Consider the following 24,123-nt stretch of genomic DNA (forward strand, 5'->3'; position numbering starts at 1 on the left):
CTTTGCTAGGCCAAGGAGCGTCTTGAAACTGCAATGCAACTCTGCCTATCTATTGGGTGCCGGCTTGATTTGCGCCGGTTGGTTGTTCCGTCCTGAAAGGAAAGACACTGAGAACAGCACTGCGGAAGAAGGCGGATATCCTGCCTTCGCCGGCCGGGTTAAGCGGAAACGACGCTTCCTCCCGCGCCCTTGAAACAGTCCTTGCCAGTCTGGAAGACTCCAAGGCCGAAAACATCGTCACAATCGACATCCAGGGTAAATCGAGCCTCGGCGACTACATGGTCGTCGCATCGGGCCGTTCGCACCGCCATGTCGCCGCCGTCGCCGATCAGCTCCTCAAGGCGCTGAAGGATGCCGGCCTCGGCAATGCGCGCGTCGAGGGCCTGGCGGGCGCCGACTGGGTGCTGATCGATGCGGGCGACGTCATCGTCCATGTCTTCCGCCCCGAAATCCGCGAGTTCTACAACATCGAGAAGATGTGGCAGGCTCCGGACCTCGAGGAAGAGACGATCCACTAAGGTCCTTTCGACCGGACCTGCATTCCGGGGTTCTCGGCCCGGATGTCTCGGCCTGCGGCATGACCCGAAATCGACATCGATTTCGGGTAGGGATCATGCGCAACAGAAAAGGCCGGAGGGCGGATGAAGATTTCGGTATTTGCCGTGGGCCGCATGAAGGCCGGCCCCGAGAAGGAACTTGCGGACCGCTATTTCGAGCGTTTCTCGAAAAGCGGCCCTGCCGTCGGCCTGGAATTCTCCGGTATCGCCGAAATCCCCGAAAGCCGCGCGCAGGGCACCGCGGAGCGCAAGCGCGAGGAAGGCGACAGGCTGAGGCAGCATCTGGCATCGGGCGCAGCGCTGATCCTGCTCGACGAGCGCGGCAAGAACATCTCCTCCGAAGATTTCGCGACCCGCATAGCCGCGCTGCGCGACGGCGGGCGGCGCGCGATGACGGTCGCGATCGGCGGTCCTGACGGCCACGACCCGTCGCTGCGCGAAACGGCCGAGCTGGTATTGTCCTTCGGCGCGCAGACCTGGCCTCACCAGATGGTGCGGGTCATGCTCGGCGAGCAGCTCTACCGCGCAGCGACGATCCTTTCCGGGCACCCGTATCACCGCGCATGAGGCTGCGGCCTTGCCGGCGGCGGTCGCGCATGGTTGATGGTTCGTTAACGAAGCAATCGCTAGGATCGGCGCTTCAGGCTGGCCGTAGATCGGCGACTGCAAGGGACGGATGAAAACTCCAGGCGGAAAATGGCTGAGCGTGTGGCGCGGTCTTGCGGCCGCGGCTTTGCTCGTCGCCGCGAGCCTGTCCGCCCATGCCGAGGAAACCGCTTTGAGCGGGTCCGCGACCGAACGGCAGGAGGTCGACCAGTCGGTCGCCGAATATGAACGGGTGTCGCGCGAGATCACCCTGTCGGAGGAGCGCAAGGCGTCGCTCGCCACAGAGATCGCCGAGGTCAAGAAGGACGCCGCGTCGATCACCGCCGCGCTGATCCAGTCGGCCAAGACCGAGCGCAAGCTCAGCCAGGACATCGAGGACATCACCGACCGCGTCGAGGCGCTGAAGACGCAGGAAAACGGAATCAAGGAATCGCTTGCCGGACGGCGCGAGGTTCTGGCCGAGGTGCTCGGGGCGCTGCAGCGCATGGGGCTCAACCCGCCACCGGCGATCCTGGTGACGCCGGAGGACGCGCTCGCATCCGTGCGCAGCGCGATCATGCTGGGCGCGGTGGTGCCCGGGCTGCGCAAGGAGACGGAAGCGCTGGTCGCCGACCTGACCGAACTGTCGCGCATCGCCGCCTCGATCGAGGACGAGCGCACGCGGCTGTCCGAGGCCTTTGGCGAGCAGCTTGCCGAGAAGGAACGGCTCGAGCTTCTCGCCGCCGAGAAGCAGCGCCTGCAGACCGAGCACGAGACGGCGCTCGACGCCGAGCAGAAGCGCTCGGAAGAGCTCGCCGGGAAGGCGAAGAGCCTGAAGGAACTGATCGCGGCCCTGGAGAAGCAGGCGGCCGAAGTGGAGAAGGCGCGCCTCGCGGAGGCCGAGCGGCAGCAGCGCCAGGACGAGCTCGCCGCGCTGCCCGTTCCAGAGGCGAATCAGCTCATCGCGGCGGCGCCGTTCAACTCGCTGAAAGGCCAGCTCGCCTTGCCGGTTTCCGGCAAATTCGGCCGTCGTTTCGGCGACAAGGACGGTAACGGCGGCGTGATGCAGGGCGACACGCTTGCGACACAATCGGGCTCCATCGTCACGGCACCGTCCGACGGGAGCGTTCTTTATGCGGGGCCATTCCGTTCTTATGGACAACTCTTGATCCTGAATGCCGGCGACGGCTATCATGTCGTTCTGGCCGGGATGAGCAGAATCAGCGTCACGTCGGGTCAGTCCGTTCTGGCGGGTGAACCGATCGGCGCGATGGGTGAGGCCAGGGTCGCGAGCGCCTCGGCCGATACCCTTGGAAATGCCACGCCGGAACTCTACGTTGAGTTCCGCAAGGATGGGAAACCCGTCGATCCGTCTCCATGGTGGGCGGACCGTCACTCTGGAAGGACAGGAAATGGTACGTAAATTGTCGCTTCTGTTCGCGGGTGCCCTGATGGGCGCTTCGGCCATGAGCCTGGTCTATGGAGCGCCTAGTTCGACCGCCAACGCGGCTGGTTCGGAGACCTACAAGCAGCTCGCCATCTTCGGCGACATCTTCGAGCGGGTGCGGGCGCAGTATGTGACGCCCCCCGACGAGAAGTCGCTGGTCGAGAACGCCATCAACGGCATGCTGACCTCGCTCGACCCGCACTCCTCCTACATGAACGCCGATGCCGCCAAGGACATGCGCGTGCAGACCAAGGGCGAGTTCGGTGGGCTCGGCATCGAAGTGACGATGGAGAACGAGCTGGTCAAGGTGATCACGCCGATCGACGACACGCCTGCTGCCAAGGCCGGCGTGCGCGCCGGCGACTACATCGCCCAGATCGACGGCGAGGAAGTGCGCGGCTTGTCGCTCAACGACGCCGTCGAGAAGATGCGCGGCCTCGTCAACACGCCGATCAAGCTCACCATCCTGCGCGAGGGCGCCGACAAGCCGATCGAGATCACGGTGGTGCGCGACATCATCAAGGTCAAGGCCGTGAAGTACCGCGTCGAGGACGATGTCGGCTACATGAAGATCACCTCCTTCACCGAGAAGACCTATGACGACCTCGAGGACGCGATCGCCAAGATCAAGGAGCAGGTCCCGGCCGACAAGCTGAAGGGCTATGTGCTCGACCTCAGGCTCAACCCGGGCGGCCTGCTCGACCAGGCGGTCAGCGTGTCCGACACCTTCCTCGACCGCGGCGAGATCGTCTCGACGCGCGGCCGCGATCCGAAGGACGTGTCGCGCTTCGACTCGCGTCCGGGCGACGACATCGACGGCAAGCCGCTGATCGTGCTGGTCAACGGCGGTTCGGCGAGCGCCTCGGAGATCGTGGCCGGCGCCCTGCAGGATCACCGCCGCGCGACGGTCGTCGGCACGACCTCGTTCGGCAAGGGCTCCGTGCAGACCATCATCCCGCTGTCGGAGAACGGCGCGCTCAGGCTGACGACGGCGCTCTATTACACGCCGGCGGGCAAGTCGATCCAGGGCAAGGGCATCACGCCCGACATCAAGGTCGAGCAGCCGCTGCCGGAAGATCTCGCCGGGCGCGACGTGACGCGCGGCGAATCCGACCTCAGGGGCCATATCAAGGGCGTCGAGGAGAGCGACGAAGGCTCGGGCTCCGCCGCCTATGTGCCGCCGGACCCGAAGGACGACGTGCAGCTTACCTACGCGCTCGACCTGCTGCGCGGCGTGAAGACCGACCCGGCCTTCCCGCCGAACCCCGACAAGGCCGTGATGAACCAGTAAGGGCCGCTTGTCCGGCTTTCGGTATTGTGAAATGCGTCGCTGCCGGGACCGAAAGGTTCCGGCAGTTTGATTCAAGCCCGAAGACATATCTCCAAACCCGCAGGTCGGCTGCTTGACGCATGTAACCAAGGATATCGAGCGCCCGCTCGGCCAGACGGAGCCCAGGCGACCGTCTCGCGGCTTCGTGCCGCCGGCGCGCTCGCTGATCCTCGGCCTCGGCGCCGTCGCCATCCTTGCCGTTTCGAGCGCCATCGCGCTGCGCGAAAGACCGTTCCGCAATCCCCAGACATCGGTGACCGCCACGCTGGAGGTGGCCGAGACCGTCGCGCCGCCTGCCGAGACCGCGGCGCCGGCTCCCACGGCTCCGAAGAGCGAAGGCCCCTCGATCATCCACGTCAATCCGGAGAGCGCGGGCAGGGGCGACGGCGTCATCATCATCCGCGACCCGTCCGCCGTCGGACAGAATCTCGCTATAGCCCACCTGCCCGACCAGGCGCTGATCGAGGAAAGCGAGACCGGGCCGCTGCCGATCCGCGCCGCCGACGGGCGCCGGCCGGTCGATGTCTATGCGAGGCCCTGGTCCGGCGCGCGCGGCGCGCGCGTGGCGATCGTGATCGGCGGGCTTGCGGTGTCGCAGACCGGCACGCAGGAGGCGATCGAAAAACTGCCCGCCGAGGTGACGCTGGCCTTTGCTCCGCAGGGCAACTCGATCGGCCGCTGGATGCAGGCGGCGCGGCGCAAGGGCCACGAGATCCTGATGCAGGCGCCACTGGAGCCCTTCGACTATCCGAACATCGACCCCGGCCGCAACACGCTGACCGTCGACGCGGCGCCGGACGAGAACGTCGAGCGCCTGCGCTGGACGCTATCGCGCACCACCAACTACACCGGCGTGATGAACTATATGGGCGCGCGCTTCGTGGCGGACGCGAAGGCGATGGCGCCCATCATGGCGGAGCTCGGCAAGCGCGGCCTGCTCTATCTCGACGACGGCACGACCGCACGCAGCGTGGCGCCGGACATGGCGCTGAAGGACCGGGTGCCGTTCGCTTCCGGCGACGCGATCATCGATGCCGAACGCGACCGCGGCGCGATCCTGAAGAAGCTCGACCAGCTCGAGGCGACCGCCCGGGCGAAAGGCTTTGCGCTCGGCACCGGATCGGCCTTCGACGTGACCGTCGACACGGTGACCTCCTGGGTGGCGGAGGCGAAGAAGCGCGGCATCGAGATCGTGCCGGTCTCCGCCGTCACCATCGATCCCGAGAAAGGCTGAGCGTGGCGAAGAAACCGGTCAATCCCGAAACCCTGCCCTACCGGCCTTGCGTCGGCATGATGGTGCTCAACGGTGAAGGGCTGGTGTGGGTCGGCCACCGCATGGCCGAGCCGGACAGCGAGATGGCGGGCTCCGCGCAGCTCTGGCAGATGCCGCAGGGCGGCATCGACAAGGGCGAGGAGCCGCTGCCGGCGGCGAAGCGCGAGCTTTACGAAGAAACCGGAATGGAAAGCCTGGAGCTGATCGCCGAAGCTCCGCGATGGATCAATTACGATCTGCCGGCCCATCTCGTCGGCGTCGCGTGGAAAGGCAGATATCGCGGGCAGACGCAGAAATGGTACGCCTTCCGCTTCCTCGGTGATGTCGGTGAAATCCGCGTCAATCCTCCGCCCGGCGGCCATGAGGCGGAGTTCGACCGCTGGGACTGGCGCAGGATGGGCGACCTTTCCGGGCTCGTGGTACCGTTCAAGAAGCAGGTCTATGACGAGGTCGTGGCGACGTTCCGGCATCTGGCCGGCTGAAAGCTCGTTGCCAGTCGAACTACGCTCGCGAGACGCTGAGGTTGCGGCATCCGCCTCGCAATCCTACTGATGCTCTGAAGCGTCACGAGCCCGAGAGCATGCAGGATAGCGGCGAGCAGCAGAACCGGGGTCCCAACCTGAGCCAGGCAGGGGCCGTCCTCACCATCGATCTCGGCGCCATCCGCGAAAACTACCGGCTGTTGAGGGAAAGGCTCGAGGGTGGCCAATGCGCCGCCGTCGTCAAGGCGGACGGCTACGGGCTCGGCGCGGCGGCCGTCGCCACGGCGCTTCGCAGGGAAGGCTGCAATGCCTTTTTCGTCGCACAGGCCGCCGAGGGGATTTCGCTGCGGCGGGTGCTCGGCGAAGGGCCTGACATCTTCGTGCTCAACGGCATCCATCCCGGCGCCGAGGACGACTGCGCCGCCGCCGGGCTTATCGCCGTCGCCAACAGCGCGGCGCAGCTTGCGGCCTGGCAGGCGGCGGCGCGAAGGCGCGGGCAGAGATTGCCGGTTGCCGTGCAGGTCGACAGCGGCATGTCGCGGCTCGGCATGGCGCAGGCGGAAGTCGAAAGCATCGGTCGCGATGCGTTCGACGGCCTCGATCTCAAGCTGGTGATGAGCCACCTCGCCTGCGCCGACGAGCTGAACAATCCCGTGAACGCGCTGCAGCGGAAGGCGTTCGAGGCGCTTCGCCGTATGCTGCCGGATGCGCCGGCGTCGCTCGCCAATTCGTCCGGCATCTTCCTCGGCGGCGCGTTCCACTACGATCTCGTGCGGCCGGGCGCGGCGCTCTATGGAGTGAACCCGACGCCGGGGCGGGAGAACCCGATGCGCCAGACCGTCCGGCTCGCCGCGAAGATCATCCAGACGCGCGGCCTCGAGGCCGGCATAGGCGTCGGTTACGGCCACAGCTTCCGTAGTACGGCGGAGTTGAGGCTGGCGACCATCGCGCTGGGTTATGCCGACGGCTGGCCGCGGCGCGCGGCGGCCGTCGCCTGGCATCGCGGCAGGAAGCTGCCTTTCGCGGGCCGCGTTTCGATGGACACCATCATCCTCGACATCTCGGCGCTGAGCCCTGAAGAACCGGCGCCGGGCGATCTGGTCGAACTCATCGGCGAGCGGCAGACGATCGACGAGATAGCGGCGCTTTCCGACACGATCGGCTACGAGATACTGACCGGCCTCGGGCACCGTTTCCACCGCCGCTACGAAGGTGGCTGAACCGCGGCCTGTCGGGAGGAGATCTCGCGCGGCGGTCTTGACTTCCGGAAGCCGTGCGCAAGGTAATGGCAAAGCGGTCTCACATTCGCGTGAAACCTATTCGTCTCTGGTGCGTTAATCCACGACCCAACAGACGGAGAACCGCCATGGCCAATCCTGCTCGCGTACCGGATCCGCGTCACACGGACCCGCTGAACCCTGTTCCGCCGGCAGATCCCGATCCCTTCACCCCGGATGCACGCAATTCGGGCAGTACCCACGATTCGACCGTAGTGAACCGCGTCGAAGGCCGCAGCGGCGGCAGCAGCGTGCTGATCGCGGCCATCGTGCTGGTGCTCGCGGTGATCGCGTATTTCGTCTTCGCTCCCGGCAGCGGGGAAACCCCGCCTGCGCCAGGCGAACCTGCAACGACGACGACGGAACCCGCGACGCCCGCGCCTGATGCGACCGCTCCGGCTGCGCCTGCGCCCGACGCGACTGCTCCTGCAGCGCCTGCCGATCCGGCAACGCCTGCACCGGATGCGACTGCGCCCGCAGCTCCGGCGCCTGACGCGACCGCTCCGGCCGAGCCGGCTCCTGCCCCCGCCGAGCCCGCACCGGCCCCGGCTGAACCTGCTCCGGCACAGTAAGCCGCACCATCGACCATTCGGAATGGCCCGCTTCGGCGGGCCATTTTCTTTCCAGCGTCATACAACCGGCACGCCGGGGAGCTAGGGACGAGTCAGTTGGGCGACAGGCATTGACAATGGGTGCACGCTCCTCCACCTCATGCCCGTAGCTTTCAGGACCAGGCTTTCAGGACCAGGCGGCCGGCGATGACCGGATATTTCTCTTCACCCTTTCCGCGGCGGCATTCGATCGGCGTCGACGTCGGCGGCGTCGTCGTCGGCGGCGGCGCTCCTGTCGTCGTCCAGTCGATGACCAATACCGACACGGCCGACATCGACAAGACGGTGGCGCAGGTCGCAGCCCTCGCCAGGGCGGGCTCGGAGATCGTGCGCATCACGGTCGACCGCGACGAAGCCGCCGCCGCAGTGCCGCGCATCAGGGAGAGGCTCGACCGGCTCGGCTTCGGTGTGCCGCTGGTCGGCGATTTCCACTATATCGGCCACAAGCTGCTCGCCGATCATCCCGGCTGCGCCGAGGCGCTGGCGAAATACCGCATCAATCCGGGCAATGTCGGCTTCAAGGAGAAGAAGGACCGGCAGTTCGCCGAAATCGTCGAGATGGCGATCCGCTACGGCAAGCCGGTGCGCATCGGCGTCAACTGGGGCTCGCTCGACCAGGAGCTGCTGACCCGGCTGATGGACGAGAACCAGAGCCAGGGTTCGCCGCTGACGGCCGTACAGGTCATGCACGAGGCGATCGTGCAGTCGGCGCTGCTGTCGGCTGAGGCGGCCGAGCAGATCGGGCTCTCGCGCGACAGGATCATCCTGTCGGCCAAGGTCAGCGGCGTGCAGGACCTGATTTCAGTCTACACCGAGCTTGCGGGGCGCTCCGACCATGCGCTGCATCTTGGCCTCACCGAGGCCGGCATGGGCTCGAAGGGCATTGTCGCCTCCTCGGCTGCCATGGGCATCCTGCTGCAGCAGGGCATCGGCGACACGATCCGCATCTCGCTGACGCCCGAACCCGGCGGCGACCGCACCCGCGAGGTCCAGGTGGCGCAGGAACTGCTGCAGACGATGGGTTTCCGCCAGTTCGTGCCGATCGTGGCGGCCTGCCCGGGCTGCGGCCGCACGACCTCGACGGTGTTCCAGGAGCTGGCGCAGAACATCCAGGAAGACATCCGCAAGAACATGCCGGTCTGGCGCGAGAAATATCCCGGGGTCGAGGAACTCAAGGTCGCCGTGATGGGCTGCATCGTCAACGGCCCCGGCGAGTCCAAGCATGCCGACATCGGCATCTCGCTTCCCGGCACCGGCGAGACTCCGACCGCGCCTGTCTTCATCGACGGCAAGAAGGCCGCCACGCTGCGCGGGCCTGCGATAGCGGAGGATTTCCAGAAGATGGTCGCCGACTATATCGAGCAGCGCTTCGGGCGCGGCAGGGCGGCTGCGGAGTAGCGATGCCGGGGGCCCGGGAGGCGGCGATCCTGGCACTGCTTGGCTCGGTGCTGGCCGGGGCCGCGCCTTTCTGGTCCGGCCGGGCGCTTGCCGATCCGCCGGGCCGCTCGCTGCCCGTCACGCTTGGCCGCATCTGCACGATCATCGAACGCGAGGCGGACAAGAACGCCCTTCCGCGCGACTTCTTCGCCCGGCTGATCTTCAAGGAGAGCCGGTTCGATCCAAACGCGGTGAGCCCGGCGGGCGCCGAGGGCATCGCCCAGTTCATGCCGGGTACGGCTGCGATGCGCGGCCTCGACGACAGTTTCGACATAGCCAAGGCGCTGCCTGCCTCGGCGAAATATCTCGGCGAACTGAAGACCGGTTTCGGCAATCTCGGCCTTGCCGCCGCTGCCTACAATGCTGGCGAAGCCAGGGTGAGCCGTTGGCTGACGTCGGGCGGCTTCCTGCCGCTGGAGACTGAGAACTACGTGCTCGACATCATGGGCGAACCGGCCGACGTGTTCACCGACGCGAAATATGCCGGCACCGTGCAGCCGCTGCATCCGACGCTGACCTTCGGCAAGGCCTGCCGCACCCTGCCCGTGACGATGAGCGCTGTCGTTGCCATGTCCACCGTGCACATCAAGCCCTGGGGCGTGCAGGTCGCCGGTAACATCCGGCGCACCGTAGCGATCCGCCAATGGCAGCGCGTGAAGGCGCGCTTCCCCGCCCTGCTTGGCGGCCATGAGCCGGCGGTCAGCCGGGTGCGTTCGGCCTTCGTGCCGCGCGGCATCTACGCGGTGCGCATCGGCGCGGAGTCGCGCAAGGAGGCCGACGGCATCTGCAGCAAGCTGCGCCAGGCCGGCGGCGCCTGCGTCGTGCTGAAGAACAGGTGACGACCGCTACGCCGTCTTCGCCATGCCGGCTTCACTGAGCCAGGCGCCGATCTTGCCGCTCAGACGGTCGGGCGATACCGGCTTCGGCAGATAGTCGTCCATGCCGGCCTCGATGCACTTCTTGCTGTCGCCCTTCAGCGCATGCGCGGTGACGCCGATGATCGGCGTGCGGGCGCCGCTGGCGGCCTCCGCCGCGCGGATCGCCTGGGTCGCCTCGTAGCCGTTGAGCTCCGGCATCGAGACGTCCATCAGGATGAGCTTGGGCTTCAGCGCGCGATGCATCTCCACCGCCGTGCGGCCATTGCTGGCGATGCGGTAGCTGAGACCCAGCCCGGACAGGATCTGGGCGAACACCAGCTGGTTCACCTCATTGTCCTCCGCCACGAGGATGTCGAGCGGTGCGCCGGCTTTCGGTTGTGCGATCTCATCGGCTGAAAGCGATGCCGATCCTTGCGTGGCGACCGAGGGTTCGGCCGATTCCCTGGTGAATTCGGCCCGGCCGGCCTGGCTGCGGGCCTTCTGGATGGCGGCGATCACCGTGCCCAGAAGTGCTGCCGACCGCGCCGGCTTCGTCAGGTGCGCGGCGATGCCGTATTCGAGCACCATGCGCGCGAAATCGACCTGGTCGACGGAGGTCAGCAGCACGACCGGGATGGACGCGGTCCTGACGTCGGAGCACATCGCCCTGGCGACGTCGGCGCCGCTCATGCCGGGCATCTGATAGTCGAGGATGACGCAATCCACCGCCGCGCCGAGCTGGGCGGCGCGGTCGAGGAAGGCGAGGCCGATCGCGCCCGATTCCGCCGCGGCGCAGTCGAAACCCCAGCTGCGAAGCTGCTCCAGCAGGATCTCGCGGTTGACCGGGTTGTCGTCGATGACGAGCACGCGCGAGCCGGTGACGTCGACAGGCACGGTCGCGTCGGCCGCCGTCGCCTCGTGCACCGGCATCTGGGCGGTGAACCAGAAGGTCGAGCCGCGGCCGACCTCGCTTTCGAGGCCGATCTTGCCGCCCATCAGGTCCACCAGCCGGGCTGCGATGGCGAGGCCGAGCCCGGTGCCTTCGTGCCGGCGCGTCGAGGAGCCATCGACCTGCGCGAATTTCTCAAACACGTTGGAAAGCTTGTCGGCGGGGATGCCGATGCCGGTGTCCTCGACGTTCACCTTGAGATGGACGATGTCGTCGACGGTCTCTCCCGAGACATCGATCAGCACATGGCCCTTTTCGGTGAATTTCACCGCATTGCCAAGCATGTTGGTGACGATCTGCCGGAAACGCCCGACGTCGCCGACGACGAAGGCCGGCAGGCGCGGGTCGATGCGCACGATGAGCTCGAGGTTCTTCTCGGCGACGCGCGCCGACACCAGGGCCGCCACGTCCTCGACCGCCTCGGCCAGCCGGAACGGCTCCGGCTCCAGCGTCAGCTGGCCGGCATTGATCTTCGAGAAGTCGAGGATGTCGTTGATGATGGTCAGCAGGGCGTTGCCCGACTTGGTGATGACGTCGGTGAAGGTCTTCTGGCGCGGCGTCAGCTCGGTCCGTGTCAGCAGTTCGGCCATCCCAAGCACGCCGTTCATCGGCGTGCGGATTTCATGGCTCATATTGGCGAGGAATTCGGACTTGGCGCGATCTGCTGCCTCGGCCTTGAACAGCGCCTGCGCGGCTTCCGCGAAGGCCTGACGGATCGCCTTTTCCATGGGTCGGAACACCCAGAAGGCAACGCCGCCGAGCACGCCGAGCAGGATGAAGCTCGCCCAGGCGAGCAGCCGGTCAGTCTCTTCCTCGGCGGCGCGACGCTCGACTTCCAGCGCGTCGCGGGCGCGCGTCAGCATGGGCTGCGCGAAGAAATCGCTCTGGTTGCGGATTTCGCGATAGGTCGAGTCGTCCACCGTCCCGGCGCTGGCGAAGACGCCGAGGCTGCGCACGATGTCGCGGGCGGACCAGAACAGATCACCGTTGATAGAGGCCGAGCGCAGCTCGCGTTCGGCCGACGGGGAGAGGCTGGGCCGCAGCGCCGCGATGCGCGCGTCGAGATGACCGATCGCGGCGTTGAGCCGCTCGACGTGACCGAGTGCCGCGCCCGCCAGGTCGTCACGCGTGTCGGCGCGCCAGTTGACGATCGCCTGGCCGGCAAAAGCCTCGGCCTTGCGCAGGTCACGGACCAGCGTGGCGAAATCCGCCGCGGTGTCGTCAACCTCGTGGCGGAACGAATTGGCGCTGTTCATCGCGAAGATGATGGCGCCGCATGCGACGGCTAGAATGAACAGGCCCGACATATAGCGGACCCGTATCGAACGGATGAAGGATTGCTGGCCGGTCACGCGCATTACCCCGAACTCTGCGCAGGAAGGAACGTTCGGGATTAGGCTGTATTTGAATTAAGATTTCACGAATGCGTTTACCATTTTACCGACGCCGCGTGGCGACGAAGCTCGCCGCCGATTTCAGCGTACCAGCGGCCGCGCCATAGGGCTTCAGCAGCTCATGCGCCTGGCCAACGAGGCCGCCGAGCTGCCTGCGCGCCCATTCGACGCCGTGCAGCCCGACCAGCGTCGCCTTGCCTGCGGCTTCGTCCTTGCCGGTCGCCTTGCCCATCGTCGCCGTGTCGGAGGTGAGGTCGAGCAGGTCGTCGGCGAGCTGGAAGGCAAGACCGATCGCCGAGCCGAATTCGGCTAGCCGCTCGCGATCGGCCGCAGGCGCGCCGGCCACGATGGCGCCGGCCTCGCAGGCGACGCGGATCAGCGCGCCGGTCTTCATCGCCTGCAGCGTGATGATGCCCGTCTCGTCGGGGCGGGAACGCTCGGCCTCGAGGTCGAGCGCCTGGCCGCCGACCATGCCGCCGATGCCGGCCGCCCGCGCCAGGGCCAGCACCAGCGCGGCGCGCCGGTCTGGGCTGAGCGCGGTAGCCTCGTCGGCGACGATGTCGAAGGCAAGCGTCAAGAGGCCGTCGCCGGCCAGGATGGCCGTCGCCTCGTCGAAAGCCCTGTGCACGGTCGGCTGGCCGCGGCGCAGATCGTCGTCGTCCATCGCCGGCAGGTCGTCATGAATGAGCGAATAGCAATGGACGCATTCGAGCGCCGCCGCCACGCGAAGCGCTGCGCCCTCGTCGGCGCCGAAAAGCGCGGCACTCTCCAGCACCAGGAAAGGCCGAAGCCGCTTGCCGCCGTTGAGAACGCCATGCCGCATCGCCTGGAGCAGCCTTGCGGGCCGCGCGATCTCGCCGGGCTCGATGCGTTCGTCGAGCAGTCGCACGAGCAGTTCCTCGATCGCGCGGGCACGAATCTCCAGGACGGTCTCGAAGGCGTCTGCTTGGCTCATGAGGCGACGGTTTACGACAAAGCCGCATGGGGTCAAGCCAGCAGGATGGCGCCGACGGCGTGTTGCGTATTCGGTCGTGCGACTTTATGCCAAAATCACAGGCAGGATGGGCGTGACCGAAGCGAACTCACAGACCGAAAGGCCAGGCATGGCGTCGAAACGGACTGTCCGACCGCGCCTTGTTGCTTGGGCCTGGTCGCTGACATGGCTGCGGCGCGCGATCAAGGTCGCGGCGTTCCTCGCGGTGCTGCCGATCGTGCTGACCATCCTCTATCTGCCTCCCTTCGTGCATCCGATCTCGACGCTGATGCTGAGGGACCTGGTGACCTTCCAGGGCTACGATCGGCAGTGGGTGCCGATCGAGGAGGTGGCCCCGGTGCTGCTTCATTCGGTGATCATGTCGGAAGACGGCCAGTTCTGCTCGCATCACGGCGTCGACCTTGCCGAGCTGAAGGTGGTGATCGACGATGCGATCTCGGGCGAGCAGCCGCGCGGCGCCTCCACCATCACCATGCAGACGGTGAAGAACCTCTATCTGTGGCAACGCCCCTTCACCACCCTGCGCAAGGTGGTGGAGCTGCCGCTCGCCATCTACATGGACCTGATCATGTCGAAGCGGCGGATCATGGAGATCTATGTCAACATCGCCGAATGGGGGCCGAACATCTACGGCATCGAGGCGGCCGCGCAGCATCATTTCGGCCGCTCCGCGAAGGATCTCACCAGGCGCCAGGCGGCGCTGCTCACCGTCGCGCTGCCCAACCCGATCACCCGCAATCCGGCCAAGCCGGGACCGGGCCTGCGAAGGCTCGCCAACATCATCGAAAGGCGCGCCGCGCGCGCCGGTGGCTATGTCGGCTGCCTCGAATAGCCGCAGTGGCGGCGTGCGGCGCAAAAAAATCGCCGCGGCACTGGTCAAAACCGGCTGGCAAGTGTATGGACACGCCACTTTCTGAAGCTATCGGCCTGTAGCGTGGCCCTTTCACTGGGGTCGCTCGGGCGTTTTACGGATTACTGGAGCACTTCCATGGCTGTGCCAAAAAGAAAAACCTCGCCGTCCAAGCGTGGCATGCGCCGCTCGGCCGACGCGCTCAAGGCCCCGACCTATATCGAGGACAAGAACTCCGGCGAAATGCGCCGCCCGCATCACATCGACCTGAAGACCGGCATGTATCGCGGCCGCCAGGTGCTGACGCCGAAGGAAAGCTGAGCCCTTCGCTCACCGTTCCATGAAAAAAACCCGGCTTTTGGCCGGGTTTTTTGTTTGAGGCTCTGTCTCGGACTTCAGCCCTGCGGCTGCGGTTCCATGCCGCCTTCCGGCTCCGAACCCTTCTTGCGCTTGCCCGACGCGCCGGCCTTCGGAACGGCCGAGCCGCGGCTGGTCGGCGTGTCGTCGCCGAGATCGCGGGACGGCTTCTGGCCGGCGAGCAACTGCTTGATCTCGTCGCCCGACAGCGTCTCGTATTCGAGCAGGCCCTCGGCGAGCGCGACCCAGTCCTTCTTCTTCTTGGTCAGGATGCTGGTGGCGCTCGTGTAGGCCTCGTCGATCAGGCGGCGCACCTCCGCGTCGATGAGCTGGGCGGTCTCTTCCGAGACGTTCTGCTGCCGCGCCACGGAATGGCCGAGGAAGACCTCTTCCTGGTTGTCACCGTAGGCGACATGGCCGAGCTTGTCGGAGAAGCCCCAGCGCGTGACCATTGCGCGCGCCAGCTTGGTGGCCTGGTCGATGTCGGAGGCGGCGCCAGAGGTGATGTTCTCCTTGCCGAACTTCATTTCCTCGGCGACGCGTCCGCCCATCATGATGGCCAGTCGCGAGACCATGTATTTGTAGCTCATCGAGTAGCGGTCGCCCTCGGGCAACTGCATGACCATGCCGAGCGCGCGGCCGCGCGGGATGATCGTCGCCTTGTGCAGCGGGTCGGCCGCGGGCACGTTGAGCGCCAGGATGGCGTGGCCGGCCTCGTGATAGGCGGTCAGCTCCTTCTCGGCCTGGGTCATGGCGGTCGAGCGACGCTCGGCGCCCATCATGACCTTGTCCTTGGCGTCCTCGAACTCCTGCATGGTGACGAGGCGCTTGTTGCGCCGCGCCGCCATCAGCGCCGCCTCGTTGACGAGGTTCATCAGGTCGGCGCCGGAGAAGCCGGGCGTGCCGCGCGCCAGCACCTTGAGGTCGACATTGGGAGCCAGCGGAACGTTGCGCACATGCACCTTGAGGATCTTCTCGCGGCCGGTGATGTCGGGGTTCGGCACCACGACCTGACGGTCGAAGCGGCCCGGACGCAGGAGCGCCGGATCGAGCACGTCGGGGCGGTTGGTGGCAGCGATCAGGATGACGCCTTCGTTCGCCTCGAAGCCGTCCATCTCGACGAGCAACTGGTTCAGCGTCTGCTCGCGCTCGTCGTTGCCGCCGCCGAGGCCGGCGCCGCGATGGCGGCCGACCGCGTCGATCTCGTCGATGAAGATGATGCAGGGCGCGTTCTTCTTGGCCTGTTCGAACATGTCGCGGACGCGGGACGCGCCGACGCCGACGAACATCTCGACGAAATCAGAGCCGGAGATGGTGAAGAAGGGCACGTTGGCCTCGCCCGCGATGGCGCGCGCCAGCAGCGTCTTGCCGGTGCCGGGAGGGCCGACCAGGAGCACGCCGCGCGGAATCTTGCCGCCCAGCCGCTGGAACTTCTGCGGATCGCGCAGGAACTCGACGATCTCCTCGAGATCCTCCTTGGCCTCGTCGACGCCCGCCACGTCCTGGAAGGTGACGCGGCCGTGCGCCTCGGTGAGCAGCTTGGCCTTCGACTTGCCGAAGCCCATGGCGCGGCCCGAGCCCGACTGCATCTGGCGCATGAAGAAGATCCAGACGCCGAGGATCAGGATCATCGGCAGCCAGCCGAGCAGCATCGAGAAGATGGAGGTCGAGCCGTCCGTCTCCGGACGCGCATTGATGGTGACGTTCTTGTCCTCGAGCCGGCTCACCAGCGTGGAGTCGCCGGGCGAGTAGGTCTGGAAGCCGCTGGAGCTGTCGCTGTAGGTGCCGGTGATGCGGTCGCCGGCGATCGTCACCGACTTGATGCGGCCGGAGTCGAGCTCGCTGAGGAACTGCGAATAGGCGATTTCGCTGGTTGCGCCACGCTGCTGCGGCGCCTGGAACAGGTTGAACAATGCGATCAGAAGAACGGCGATGATCGCCCAGAGCGCCAGATTGCGGTAATTCGGATTCATTTAATGTCCTGTCGGCGCCGCAACAGGACGCCTGTCTAAGGTGATATTCCTTGGCCGTAACATAGGGACCACGGCTACTATTGCCAAGCGTGACAGCCTGTCTCGGTTAAGCTTTACTCTCAATGTGTTCGCGAAAAGGCGGCGCCGGTATTTGCGGCGCGCCGATCAGTTCCGCCGCGGCGCGCGCCGGGGCGAGATCGAAAGACGGCAAAAATCGCGCCCATGGCGCGAGGACGGGGACCGCCGTCCGGCCGGCGGGAAGCTCGGGCTGCGCCGCGGCGGCAAGGTGGAGGAGGGTCTCCGGAACCGGGCCCTTTTCGCCGTAGACGAACGAGCGGTCGCCTGCCGGCGGCTCGGACGGGCCGGCAATCCGGTATCGGCCGTCCCAGATATGCGCATCGAGGTCATCGGCCTCCGGCAGGTTCCGCGCTTCGCGCAGCAGGAAGACGCCCGTCTTGCGCCGGTCGACAAGCGTCCGCGACAGCACGGCGCGGACCTGACCGCCGGCGGCCAGCCTGGCATGCAGGGCTGCGGCGCGCGCCTCGTCGGGCAGATGGCGCGCGCCGCCGGTAACCGCCAGTAGGATGCGCAACGCATAGATGGCAGCGTCAGGCCGCGCCTCGAAAAAATCCGGCTGCAGCCTCAGAAGACCCGGCGCGGGGCGGTCGGCATGCTCGCGGATCAGCGCCGCCGCCGCATCGCCAAGCCGTTCCCGCCGTCTCGCGGCATCGGCCGCCACAGCCAACGCCTCGACGACTGCCGCATCACCATCCTCCCCTGCGAGCTTCCTGCGGACACGCGGCCGCTCGTATCGCTGGTTGAGGTTTGTGGGGTCGTCGGACCAGCCGACATTTCTCTGCCTCAGGAAATCGCGCAGGGTTTCGCGGCGGGCGCCGAGCAGCGGGCGGGCAAACCATGTCCTGCCGTCGAACAGCGTTGCCGGCGCGATGCCGGCAAGTCCGCGTCCGTCGGCGTCGGCATCGCCGCGTTCGCGCCGCATCAGCACGGTCTCGGCCTGGTCGTCCGCCGTATGTCCGGTCAAGACGAGATCGGTATTCTCCGTGACGGCAGCCTCGGCGAGCAATCGGTGGCGCGCCTCGCGCGCGGCGGCGGCAAGTCCGGTTGCCGGCTTGTCACCCGTCCAGGCGAGGACGCGGTGGGCAACGCCGATGCCCGCGCAGAGCCGCGCGACGGCGGCGGCCTCATCGGCCGATTCCGGCCGCAGTGCATGATCGACGGTGACGGCGACAAACCGAGTCGTCGGTGAAAATCGGTCGAGGTGGAGCTTGAGCAGCAGAAGCAGCGCGGTGGAGTCGCTGCCGCCTGACACAGCGGCGGTCACTGAGCCGCGGGAGGCGAGGTCGAGAGGCGAAAACAGCCCGGAATGTTCGGTGCCTTGCGGCGCGGTCAGCACGCGGCCAGGGCCTGTTCCTGCTTGACGCGTTCCTTCAGCGCGCCGGAAATGCTCGGATAGCGCTTGCCAATCTCGGAGAAGGTCGCGCAGGCGACGTCTTTCTGGTCGAGGCCGACCAGCGACACGCCGAGCTTCAGCAGCATGTCCGGGGCCTTCTTGGACGAGGGGTATTGCTTGTTGGCCGACAGGAACATCTCGGCCGCGTCGCGGTACTTCTTCTGGCCAAGCAGCGCCTCGCCGAGCCAGAAATGCGCGTCCGCCGCCTTGGGGTCGGAGGGAAAACGCGAGATGTGGTCGCGAAAGCCCGCTTCCGCCGTGCCGTAGTCGCCGGAGAGGATGAATTCGTAGGAATTGCGGTAGAGCTCTTCCGGATCGTCGGTTGACGGCAGGGCCGCCATCTGGGTTCCGGCCGGCTCCTGGGCCGTCTGACTGGGGGTCGCCTGCCGCACCGGCGCCTCGTCAGCGGTGACGCCCGGGATGCCCCGGGTGACGCCGCCGACGGACTGCGTGGTCTGGTCGCCGACGGAGCCGCCGGTCACATTGCCCTTGTCGTCGAAGGTGATGGTGCCGAACGTCGTCGGCGGCGCGCCAAGCACGTTGCCGCCATTGCCCGACGGAACCTCCGCCGGCTCCCCGGTACGGTTGTCGACGAGCACCTCCGGTTCCATCGGGACGCCGGAACCATCTTCTTCCTCGTCGACGGCCGCCGACTGGTTCGCGTCAGCCGGCGGTGGGGCAGGGGTGGCCGGAGCCGACGCGACATTGCTGTCGGTCGGCGTGCCGGCGTCGGTCTTCTTGCCTTCGAGCTCCTGGAAGCGGAACTCGTTGTCCTCCTGCATCTTCCGCATCTGCTCCTGCATCTGCAGGATCTGGAAGTTCAGCTCCTCGATGGTGCCGGAAAGGGAGCGGATCTGCTCTTCCAGCGCGGTGATGCGGGGGTCGCCCGCCTGCGCCATCTGGATCTGGCCGGCAGGGCTCTCCTTGCCGCCGAAGAGCTTCGGCAGGCCGATCTTGGGCAGCGACAGGCCGCTCTCGGCGGTGTCGGACTTGAGTGCATTCAGGAGCCCGACGCGCTCGTCCGCATGGACGATCGTGCCGGACACGAACAGGATTGCGAGCGTACCGCTCAGGATGGATCGAAAATACATGGGCGTCTCAACGATGGAGAGGAACATTTGGCGCAAAGGCTGCGCATCTCGGCTTTTAGAGCAAGACGAGACTTCGGCCAAATTTTGTTTGCACGGCTCCGCAAACGAAAAAGGCGGCCGGAACGGCCGCCTTTCGATAGAAGTGTGACCTTTCGGCCTCAGCTGCCGGCGCCGGAGAGCGTGGTCACCGCGCGGCGGTTCTGCGACCAGCAGGAGATGTCGTCGCAGACCGCGACAGGCCGCTCCTTGCCGTAGGAGATCGTCTTCATGCGGTTGGCGGCGACGCCACGCGCGGCGAGGAAGTCGCGGGTCGCTGCAGCGCGGCGGGCGCCGAGCGCGATGTTGTATTCGCGGGTACCGCGCTCGTCGGCATGGCCCTCGATGACGATGGCGTACTGGCGGTACTTGTTCAGCCACTGGGCCTGGCGGCTGAGGATGCCCTGCGCGTCGGAGCGGATCACCGAGCTGTCGGTGTCGAAGAAGATGCGGTCGCCGACATTGACCGTGAAGTCCTGGGCGGAGCCCGGCGTCGCCGCGCCGCCGGCAAGGCCCAGATCCGCCGCATTGTTCGGGGTCTTCTTGTTGGCGCAGCCCGCGATCGCGAGCGTCAGGAACAACGCTACGACGAGCGGATTACGTGTGATTGCTGCGATGCGGCGCATGCCGGCCTCTCCTTCGCATTCGAGTGATTTCGTTGAACAACCAGTAACCACATCGCGGTTAACCGGCGTTCAAGAAACATGGTTAATGGTTTGTGACCGTCGCCCGTCCGCGACCAGCCCTTCCCTGTTTCGCAAGTGTCCGTGCTCCCTTGGCGGAAATACGGCATTAAGGCGGCGCCTCGGTGGCGTCGCCGCCGATGGTTAAAATTTGATCTATTCGAGCAGCGGCGACCAGGCAGGGTCCGAAGCGAAGTTCTGCGTCGGGATGGCCTGCTCGTTGCGGCCGGTCAGGTCGATCGAATAGAGGCGCGGCCCGCCCGATCCGGCGGCTTCCTTGAAGAACATGATGTAGCGGCCGTTCGGCGCCCAGGTCGGGCCTTCCTGCTGGAAGCCGGAGGAGAGGATGCGCTCGCCGGAACCGTCGGTCTTCATCACGCCGATCTGGAACTCGCCGCCCGACTGTTTGGTGAAGGCGATCAGGTCGCCGCGCGGCGACCACACCGGCGTCGAATAGCTGCCGCCGCCGAAGGAGATGCGGGTCTGGCCCGAACCGTCGGCGCCCATCACGTAGATCTGCGGCTGGCCACCGCGGTCGGAGGTGAAGACCACCCTGCCGCCGTCAGGCGAATAGGAGGGCGAGGTGTCGATCGAATTCGACTCGGTCAGCCGCGTCGTCGAGCGACTCCTCAGATCCATGGCGTAGACGTTGGAATTGCCGTCCTCGCGCATCAGGCTCATGATCACCTTCTGGCCATCGGGCGAGAAGCGCGGGGCGAAGGTCATGCCTGGGAAATTGCCGACGAGTTCGCGCTGGCCTGTCTCGATCTGCAGCAGATAGACGCGCGGCTGGCCGCTCTCGTACGACATGTAGGTGATTTCCTGACGCGTCGGCGAGAAGCGCGGGGTCAGGGTGATCGCCTTGCCGTCAGAGAGATAGCGAACATTGGCGCCGTCCTGGTCCATGATCGCCAGGCGCTTCTTGCGCTGGTTCTTCGGACCGGACTCGTCGATATAGACGACGCGCGTGTCGAAATAGCCCTTCTCGCCGGTCAGCCGCTCATAGATGGCGTCGGCGATGATGTGGGCGACACGGCGCGAATTCGCCTTGTTGGCGAAGAACTGCTCGCCGATCAGCTGCTCACCGGCGAAGGTGTCCCACAGCCGGAACTCGGCCCGCAGGCGGCCGTCGCCCTCCTGGGTGACGCGGCCGGTGACCAGGGCCTGGGCGTTGATGACCTTCCAGTCCTCGAAGCGGGGCGCAGCGTCGGGGTTGGAGATCTTCTCGATGAAGGCGCCCTTGTCGATGGGAGCGAACAGGCCGGACCGCTTCAGGTCGGCCGCGATCACGCTGGTGATCTCGGCGCCCATCTGGTCGCTCGCCAGGAAGTCGGTGATGGCGATCGGCAGCGGCTCGATATTGCCCTTGTTGACGTCGATCTCGACCAGCGCCCGCGCCGGCAGCGTGGCGGCCACGCCAAAACCGGCGGCAAGGGCGGCGGCGGTCAACATCGCTCGGAAGAATCTTTTCATGCACTTCATGCAGTCGAACCTCTTTGGCTAAAGTCCCGGGGACGTCGCTTCAGAACATTTCGCTCGGGTCGAAATTGACGATGACATCCGCCCAGGCTTCGTATTTTTCGGCGGGAAGATTGTAGGGGGCGCAGCGCGAGACGGCGCGGCGCGCCGCTTCCGCCGCGGCGCGTTCGACGCCGGCGCTGCCGCCGCCGCTGATGATCTGCGGGCTGCCTTCGATCGCGCCGGAACGGTCGAGCTTGAACTGGACGGAGACACGCAAATTGCCGGCGTCGGCAGCGCCGGCGGGTATGTTCCAGCAGCGCTGCACCTGACCGCGCAACGCGTCCATCTCGCTCTGCGACAGCTTGGTGCCGCCCGTCGACTTGTCGCCGCCGAGCGACGCCGTCTCGGTCGAGCGCTTGGCGCCGCCGCCGGACGCCTTCTCCTTGTTGAGGAGCGCTGCGACCTCGTCGGCGTCGAATTCCTTTTCCTCCGACTTCGGCCTGGAGGCCGCCTGCTTGGTCGGCTTCTCGGCTTCCTTGCGCTCGGGCGTCTTGGCGGTCTGCGCCTGCGGCGGCTTGGGCCTGGCCTCCGGCGCAGGCGCTTCCGTCGGCAGCTTGACGACTTCTTCGGCCGTCTCGTTCGCGGCGATCGCCTCGCTCACCGGATCGGGCTTGACCTCCTGCTTCGGCTCGGGCTGCGGCATCACCTCCGTCGCCGGAACGGCCGCAGTCTTCGGCTCAGGCTCGACGACCGGCTCGGGCTTGGGGCGCTCGACGGGCTTCGGATCCGGCTTCGGGGCCTCCTTCGGCATCGCCGCGGCCTCGACTTCCTTCGGCCTGACCTCGGGCGTCGCCTTCTTGTCGGTGTCGACCTTGTTCTCGCCGACCTTCTCCGCGTCAGGTATGGTCTCGGTCTTCTCGGTCGGCTTCGGCGTCGGCTTCTCGTTGAGTTCGGCCTTCTTGTCGCCCTGCTGGATCTGGGTGATCGATTCCACCGGCACCAGGTCGACAGGCAGCGACTCGATATCCATGACCTCGAACGGCTTCGGGGCCGACAACGAGATCAGCCCGAAGCCGAGCACGGCCGCATGCAGCACCACCGATGTCGTGAGGCCGGTCTTCATGGTTCAGGTGTCGTCCTGTTCCTGCAGCGTCACGAGACCGATCTTGGTGTAGCCGGCGGCCTGGATGCGGGCCATCACCTGCATCACGGTGCCGTAGTTGGTCGTCTTGTCGCCGCGCACATAGATGCGCTCCTCATAGCCCGTCGTGGCGATGGCATTGAGCTTGGCGACGACTTCCTCGAGCGGGATCTCGGTCTCCTGCAGATAGATCTGGCCATTCTCGTTGACCGAGATGGTGATCGGCTGCGTCTCCGGATTCATCGCGCTCGCCCTGGTCTCGGGCAGGTCGATCGGCACGCCGACCGTCAGCAGCGGCGCCGCCACCATGAAGATGATCAGCAGCACCAGCATGACGTCGACGAACGGCGTCACGTTTATCTCGGACATCAGGCCGTGGTGGCGTCCGCGCCGCCTGTGTCCCCGCCCGCCGCGTCCGGCGGTCCCTACAGACATTCCCATTGTCTAGTCCTCAGGCCTTCGGCGCGACTTTTTCATCGATTTGCCGCGAGAGTATGGCGGAAAACTCGTCGGCGAAGCCTTCCATCCTGACGGCGATCTTGCCGGCGTCCGACGACAGTTTGTTGTAGGCGATGACGGCCGGGATGGCCGCGAGCAGGCCTATCGCGGTGGCGAGCAGCGCCTCGGCGATGCCGGGGGCGACGACGGCGAGGCTGGTCTGCTTCGAGCCGGCGATCGCCTGGAACGAGGTCATGATGCCGACCACGGTGCCGAACAGGCCGATGAAGGGCGCCGCGGAGCCGATCGTGGCGAGGAAGCCGAGCCGGCCTTCGAGCCGCTCCATCTCGCGCGTCAGCGCCAAGTCCATCGCCTTGTCGATGCGCGTCTGCAATCCGAGCGGCGATTTGGCGCCCTTCTCGAAGCTCTTCTTCCATTCGCGCATGGCGGCGACGAAGATCGAACCCATTCCCGACGTCTTGCGCTCGGCCAGCGTCTTGTAGAGTTCCTCGAGCGACTGACCGGACCAGAAGACCTGCTCGAAACGGTTGAGCGAGCTTCGCATGCGGGCATAGGCGATCAGCTTGTCGACGACGATCGCCCAGGTCCAGATGGAGGCGGCGAGCAGGCCGATCATCACCAGTTTGACGACCCAGCCGGCCTGCGCGAACAAGTGCCACACGGATAATTGAACGCCGGGTTCGGCGAGAGGAAGATTTTCCATAGAGAGGTCCTTAAAGATTTCCGGGCGTGGCTCGCGGCTGGCCCCTGGCGCATGTTTTCCCGTTGATCCGTTCGCGCAATGCTTCCGGAAATGCCCCAAAATGCGCCGTTCGCGGCCTTTTCAGGGCAAATGTTGGTGAAAGGAAGGCGCGTGGATTCCCGTCCAATCCTCATCGGCTTCTTCATGAACCGTTATGGTTAAGGATCGGTTAGGACATCGGGCCGCAACGGCGGCGAAAATCCGTCAGACGCCGCCGGGCATGAACGCCGCTATCCATTCGGCCGGAAACCGTTTCGGTCGTCCGTTCTCGCCGATGATGGCGGCTTCCACCTTGGCGGCGATCAGCGCCTCGTCGCCGCGGCGGATTTCCTGCGCCATGAAGATGCGGGCGCCGGAAATCCTTTCCGTGCGCGTGTCGATGGTGAGCACGTCGTCCATGCGCGCAGACCTGATGAAGTCGATTTCCATGCGCCGCACGACCCAGACGATCTTCTCGCCGCGCTGGCCTTCGAGGAGCTCGGTGTGGCGGACGCCGGCGAGCCTTAGATAGTCGGAGCGGCCGCGTTCAAGGAATTCCAGGTAGCGTGCGTGATAGACCACGCCGGAGAAATCGGTGTCGGCATAATAGACGCGCGCCAGAAGCCTGTGGCCGAAGGGCGTCAGTTCGCCGGAGATTCCGGCGGCGAGAGCTTCCTGTTCGCCCAC

The 24,123-nt window shown here is 66.2% G+C and carries 23 protein-coding genes; 12 read left to right on the forward strand and 11 right to left on the reverse strand.

Translation table 11 applies throughout. The annotated features are described in order from the left end of the window. Positions 1-140 precede the first annotated feature (140 nt). From rsfS to D8676_RS08805, 10 genes are all read left to right on the forward strand, one after another. Positions 141-518, forward strand: a complete 378-nt coding sequence (gene rsfS / locus D8676_RS08760; protein ID WP_121580504.1) for a ribosome silencing factor — start codon at positions 141-143, stop codon at positions 516-518. A gap of 123 nt (positions 519-641) precedes the next feature. After that, the gene (gene rlmH / locus D8676_RS08765; RefSeq protein ID WP_121580505.1) at positions 642-1,124 is read left to right on the forward strand and encodes a 23S rRNA (pseudouridine(1915)-N(3))-methyltransferase RlmH; all 483 of its coding nucleotides are present in this window, start codon (positions 642-644) and stop codon (positions 1,122-1,124) included. Positions 1,125-1,233: 109 nt separating this feature from the next. Next, positions 1,234-2,565, forward strand: coding sequence for a murein hydrolase activator EnvC (locus D8676_RS08770; RefSeq protein ID WP_121580506.1), 1,332 nt, complete (start codon positions 1,234-1,236; stop codon positions 2,563-2,565). Beyond that, positions 2,555-3,880, forward strand: coding sequence for a S41 family peptidase (locus tag D8676_RS08775; protein ID WP_121580507.1), 1,326 nt, complete (start codon positions 2,555-2,557; stop codon positions 3,878-3,880). Before D8676_RS08770 ends, D8676_RS08775 begins: the two co-directional genes overlap by 11 nt. A gap of 112 nt (positions 3,881-3,992) precedes the next feature. After that, entirely contained in the window at positions 3,993-5,153 is a 1,161-nt protein-coding gene (locus tag D8676_RS08780) for a divergent polysaccharide deacetylase family protein (RefSeq protein ID WP_121580508.1), read from the forward strand. 2 nt (positions 5,154-5,155) lie between these two features. Further along, a complete protein-coding gene (locus D8676_RS08785) occupies positions 5,156-5,674 on the forward strand; it encodes an RNA pyrophosphohydrolase (RefSeq protein WP_121580509.1) in 519 nt (172 codons plus the stop codon). A gap of 98 nt (positions 5,675-5,772) precedes the next feature. Further along, the gene (gene alr, locus D8676_RS08790) at positions 5,773-6,894 is read left to right on the forward strand and encodes an alanine racemase (protein ID WP_121580510.1); all 1,122 of its coding nucleotides are present in this window, start codon (positions 5,773-5,775) and stop codon (positions 6,892-6,894) included. Between the two features lie 146 nt (positions 6,895-7,040). Next, positions 7,041-7,523, forward strand: a complete 483-nt coding sequence (locus D8676_RS27250) for a hypothetical protein (protein ID WP_183097038.1) — start codon at positions 7,041-7,043, stop codon at positions 7,521-7,523. A gap of 186 nt (positions 7,524-7,709) precedes the next feature. Further along, positions 7,710-8,960: a flavodoxin-dependent (E)-4-hydroxy-3-methylbut-2-enyl-diphosphate synthase gene (gene ispG, locus D8676_RS08800; protein ID WP_121580511.1), complete on the forward strand. Its 1,251-nt coding sequence runs from the start codon at positions 7,710-7,712 to the stop codon at positions 8,958-8,960. 2 nt (positions 8,961-8,962) lie between these two features. Then, the gene (locus tag D8676_RS08805; RefSeq protein WP_121580512.1) at positions 8,963-9,838 is read left to right on the forward strand and encodes a lytic transglycosylase domain-containing protein; all 876 of its coding nucleotides are present in this window, start codon (positions 8,963-8,965) and stop codon (positions 9,836-9,838) included. A gap of 6 nt (positions 9,839-9,844) precedes the next feature. On the opposite strand, the gene D8676_RS08810 is transcribed toward D8676_RS08805, so the two are convergent. Together D8676_RS08810 and D8676_RS08815 are read right to left on the reverse strand one after the other, a co-directional pair. Then, positions 9,845-12,112 (reverse strand): response regulator, encoded by a 2,268-nt coding sequence (locus D8676_RS08810; RefSeq protein ID WP_245426738.1) that lies wholly within the window; start codon positions 12,110-12,112, stop codon positions 9,845-9,847. Positions 12,113-12,242: 130 nt separating this feature from the next. Then, complete coding sequence (locus tag D8676_RS08815) at positions 12,243-13,154, reverse strand: polyprenyl synthetase family protein (RefSeq protein WP_121580514.1); 912 nt, start codon at positions 13,152-13,154, stop codon at positions 12,243-12,245. 148 nt (positions 13,155-13,302) lie between these two features. Here D8676_RS08815 and D8676_RS08820 point away from each other — a divergent pair, with 148 nt between their 5' ends. Together D8676_RS08820 and rpmF are read left to right on the forward strand one after the other, a co-directional pair. Further along, positions 13,303-14,025 carry a transglycosylase domain-containing protein gene (locus D8676_RS08820; protein ID WP_121581057.1) on the forward strand — a complete coding sequence of 241 codons (723 nt, stop codon included), beginning with the start codon at positions 13,303-13,305 and terminating at the stop codon, positions 14,023-14,025. A gap of 156 nt (positions 14,026-14,181) precedes the next feature. Continuing rightward, positions 14,182-14,364: a 50S ribosomal protein L32 gene (gene rpmF, locus D8676_RS08825; protein ID WP_121580515.1), complete on the forward strand. Its 183-nt coding sequence runs from the start codon at positions 14,182-14,184 to the stop codon at positions 14,362-14,364. Between the two features lie 74 nt (positions 14,365-14,438). Here rpmF and ftsH read toward each other — a convergent pair whose 3' ends face one another. The 9 genes from ftsH to ybgC all read right to left on the reverse strand — a co-directional run bounded on the left by ftsH (position 14,439) and on the right by ybgC (position 24,123). Continuing rightward, positions 14,439-16,373 carry an ATP-dependent zinc metalloprotease FtsH gene (gene ftsH, locus D8676_RS08830; protein ID WP_121580516.1) on the reverse strand — a complete coding sequence of 645 codons (1,935 nt, stop codon included), beginning with the start codon at positions 16,371-16,373 and terminating at the stop codon, positions 14,439-14,441. Between the two features lie 106 nt (positions 16,374-16,479). Next, complete coding sequence (tilS, locus tag D8676_RS08835; RefSeq protein ID WP_348629007.1) at positions 16,480-17,787, reverse strand: tRNA lysidine(34) synthetase TilS; 1,308 nt, start codon at positions 17,785-17,787, stop codon at positions 16,480-16,482. Further along, positions 17,781-18,935, reverse strand: a complete 1,155-nt coding sequence (gene ybgF, locus D8676_RS08840; RefSeq protein ID WP_121580517.1) for a tol-pal system protein YbgF — start codon at positions 18,933-18,935, stop codon at positions 17,781-17,783. The genes tilS and ybgF overlap by 7 nt, the downstream gene beginning before the upstream one ends. Positions 18,936-19,093: 158 nt before the next feature. Beyond that, positions 19,094-19,597, reverse strand: coding sequence for a peptidoglycan-associated lipoprotein Pal (pal, locus tag D8676_RS08845; RefSeq protein ID WP_121580518.1), 504 nt, complete (start codon positions 19,595-19,597; stop codon positions 19,094-19,096). Positions 19,598-19,810: 213 nt separating this feature from the next. Then, positions 19,811-21,106 (reverse strand): Tol-Pal system beta propeller repeat protein TolB, encoded by a 1,296-nt coding sequence (gene tolB, locus D8676_RS08850; protein WP_245426740.1) that lies wholly within the window; start codon positions 21,104-21,106, stop codon positions 19,811-19,813. Between the two features lie 70 nt (positions 21,107-21,176). Next, on the reverse strand, positions 21,177-22,238 hold the full coding sequence (locus D8676_RS08855) for a hypothetical protein (protein ID WP_121580520.1): 1,062 nt from the start codon (positions 22,236-22,238) through the stop codon (positions 21,177-21,179). A 3-nt stretch (positions 22,239-22,241) separates the two neighbouring features. After that, the gene (tolR, locus tag D8676_RS08860) at positions 22,242-22,697 is read right to left on the reverse strand and encodes a protein TolR (RefSeq protein ID WP_121580521.1); all 456 of its coding nucleotides are present in this window, start codon (positions 22,695-22,697) and stop codon (positions 22,242-22,244) included. Positions 22,698-22,707: 10 nt separating this feature from the next. Next, positions 22,708-23,418, reverse strand: a complete 711-nt coding sequence (tolQ, locus tag D8676_RS08865) for a protein TolQ (RefSeq protein WP_121580522.1) — start codon at positions 23,416-23,418, stop codon at positions 22,708-22,710. Between the two features lie 243 nt (positions 23,419-23,661). Next, on the reverse strand, positions 23,662-24,123 hold the full coding sequence (gene ybgC / locus D8676_RS08870) for a tol-pal system-associated acyl-CoA thioesterase (RefSeq protein WP_121580523.1): 462 nt from the start codon (positions 24,121-24,123) through the stop codon (positions 23,662-23,664).

The sequence above is a fragment of the Mesorhizobium sp. YM1C-6-2 genome, from assembly GCF_003666685.1.
Taxonomy (GTDB): Bacteria; Pseudomonadota; Alphaproteobacteria; order Rhizobiales; family Rhizobiaceae; genus Mesorhizobium_K.

What these genes read in the sequence shown, in the direction of transcription:
- rlmH (WP_121580505.1), top strand. Translation starts at nt 642, where the DNA reads ATGAAGATTTCGGTATTTGCCGTGGGCCGCATGAAGGCCGGCCCCGAG.
- D8676_RS08770 (WP_121580506.1), top strand. Translation starts at nt 1,234, where the DNA reads ATGAAAACTCCAGGCGGAAAATGGCTGAGCGTGTGGCGCGGTCTTGCG.
- D8676_RS08775 (WP_121580507.1), top strand. Translation starts at nt 2,555, where the DNA reads ATGGTACGTAAATTGTCGCTTCTGTTCGCGGGTGCCCTGATGGGCGCT.
- alr (WP_121580510.1), top strand. Translation starts at nt 5,773, where the DNA reads ATGCAGGATAGCGGCGAGCAGCAGAACCGGGGTCCCAACCTGAGCCAG.
- D8676_RS27250 (WP_183097038.1), top strand. Translation starts at nt 7,041, where the DNA reads ATGGCCAATCCTGCTCGCGTACCGGATCCGCGTCACACGGACCCGCTG.
- ispG (WP_121580511.1), top strand. Translation starts at nt 7,710, where the DNA reads ATGACCGGATATTTCTCTTCACCCTTTCCGCGGCGGCATTCGATCGGC.
- D8676_RS08805 (WP_121580512.1), top strand. Translation starts at nt 8,963, where the DNA reads ATGCCGGGGGCCCGGGAGGCGGCGATCCTGGCACTGCTTGGCTCGGTG.
- D8676_RS08810 (WP_245426738.1), bottom strand. Translation starts at nt 12,112, where the DNA reads ATGTCGGGCCTGTTCATTCTAGCCGTCGCATGCGGCGCCATCATCTTC.
- D8676_RS08815 (WP_121580514.1), bottom strand. Translation starts at nt 13,154, where the DNA reads ATGAGCCAAGCAGACGCCTTCGAGACCGTCCTGGAGATTCGTGCCCGC.
- D8676_RS08820 (WP_121581057.1), top strand. Translation starts at nt 13,303, where the DNA reads ATGGCGTCGAAACGGACTGTCCGACCGCGCCTTGTTGCTTGGGCCTGG.
- rpmF (WP_121580515.1), top strand. Translation starts at nt 14,182, where the DNA reads ATGGCTGTGCCAAAAAGAAAAACCTCGCCGTCCAAGCGTGGCATGCGC.
- ftsH (WP_121580516.1), bottom strand. Translation starts at nt 16,373, where the DNA reads ATGAATCCGAATTACCGCAATCTGGCGCTCTGGGCGATCATCGCCGTT.
- ybgF (WP_121580517.1), bottom strand. Translation starts at nt 18,935, where the DNA reads ATGTATTTTCGATCCATCCTGAGCGGTACGCTCGCAATCCTGTTCGTG.
- pal (WP_121580518.1), bottom strand. Translation starts at nt 19,597, where the DNA reads ATGCGCCGCATCGCAGCAATCACACGTAATCCGCTCGTCGTAGCGTTG.
- tolB (WP_245426740.1), bottom strand. Translation starts at nt 21,106, where the DNA reads ATGTTGACCGCCGCCGCCCTTGCCGCCGGTTTTGGCGTGGCCGCCACG.
- D8676_RS08855 (WP_121580520.1), bottom strand. Translation starts at nt 22,238, where the DNA reads ATGAAGACCGGCCTCACGACATCGGTGGTGCTGCATGCGGCCGTGCTC.
- tolR (WP_121580521.1), bottom strand. Translation starts at nt 22,697, where the DNA reads ATGGGAATGTCTGTAGGGACCGCCGGACGCGGCGGGCGGGGACACAGG.
- tolQ (WP_121580522.1), bottom strand. Translation starts at nt 23,418, where the DNA reads ATGGAAAATCTTCCTCTCGCCGAACCCGGCGTTCAATTATCCGTGTGG.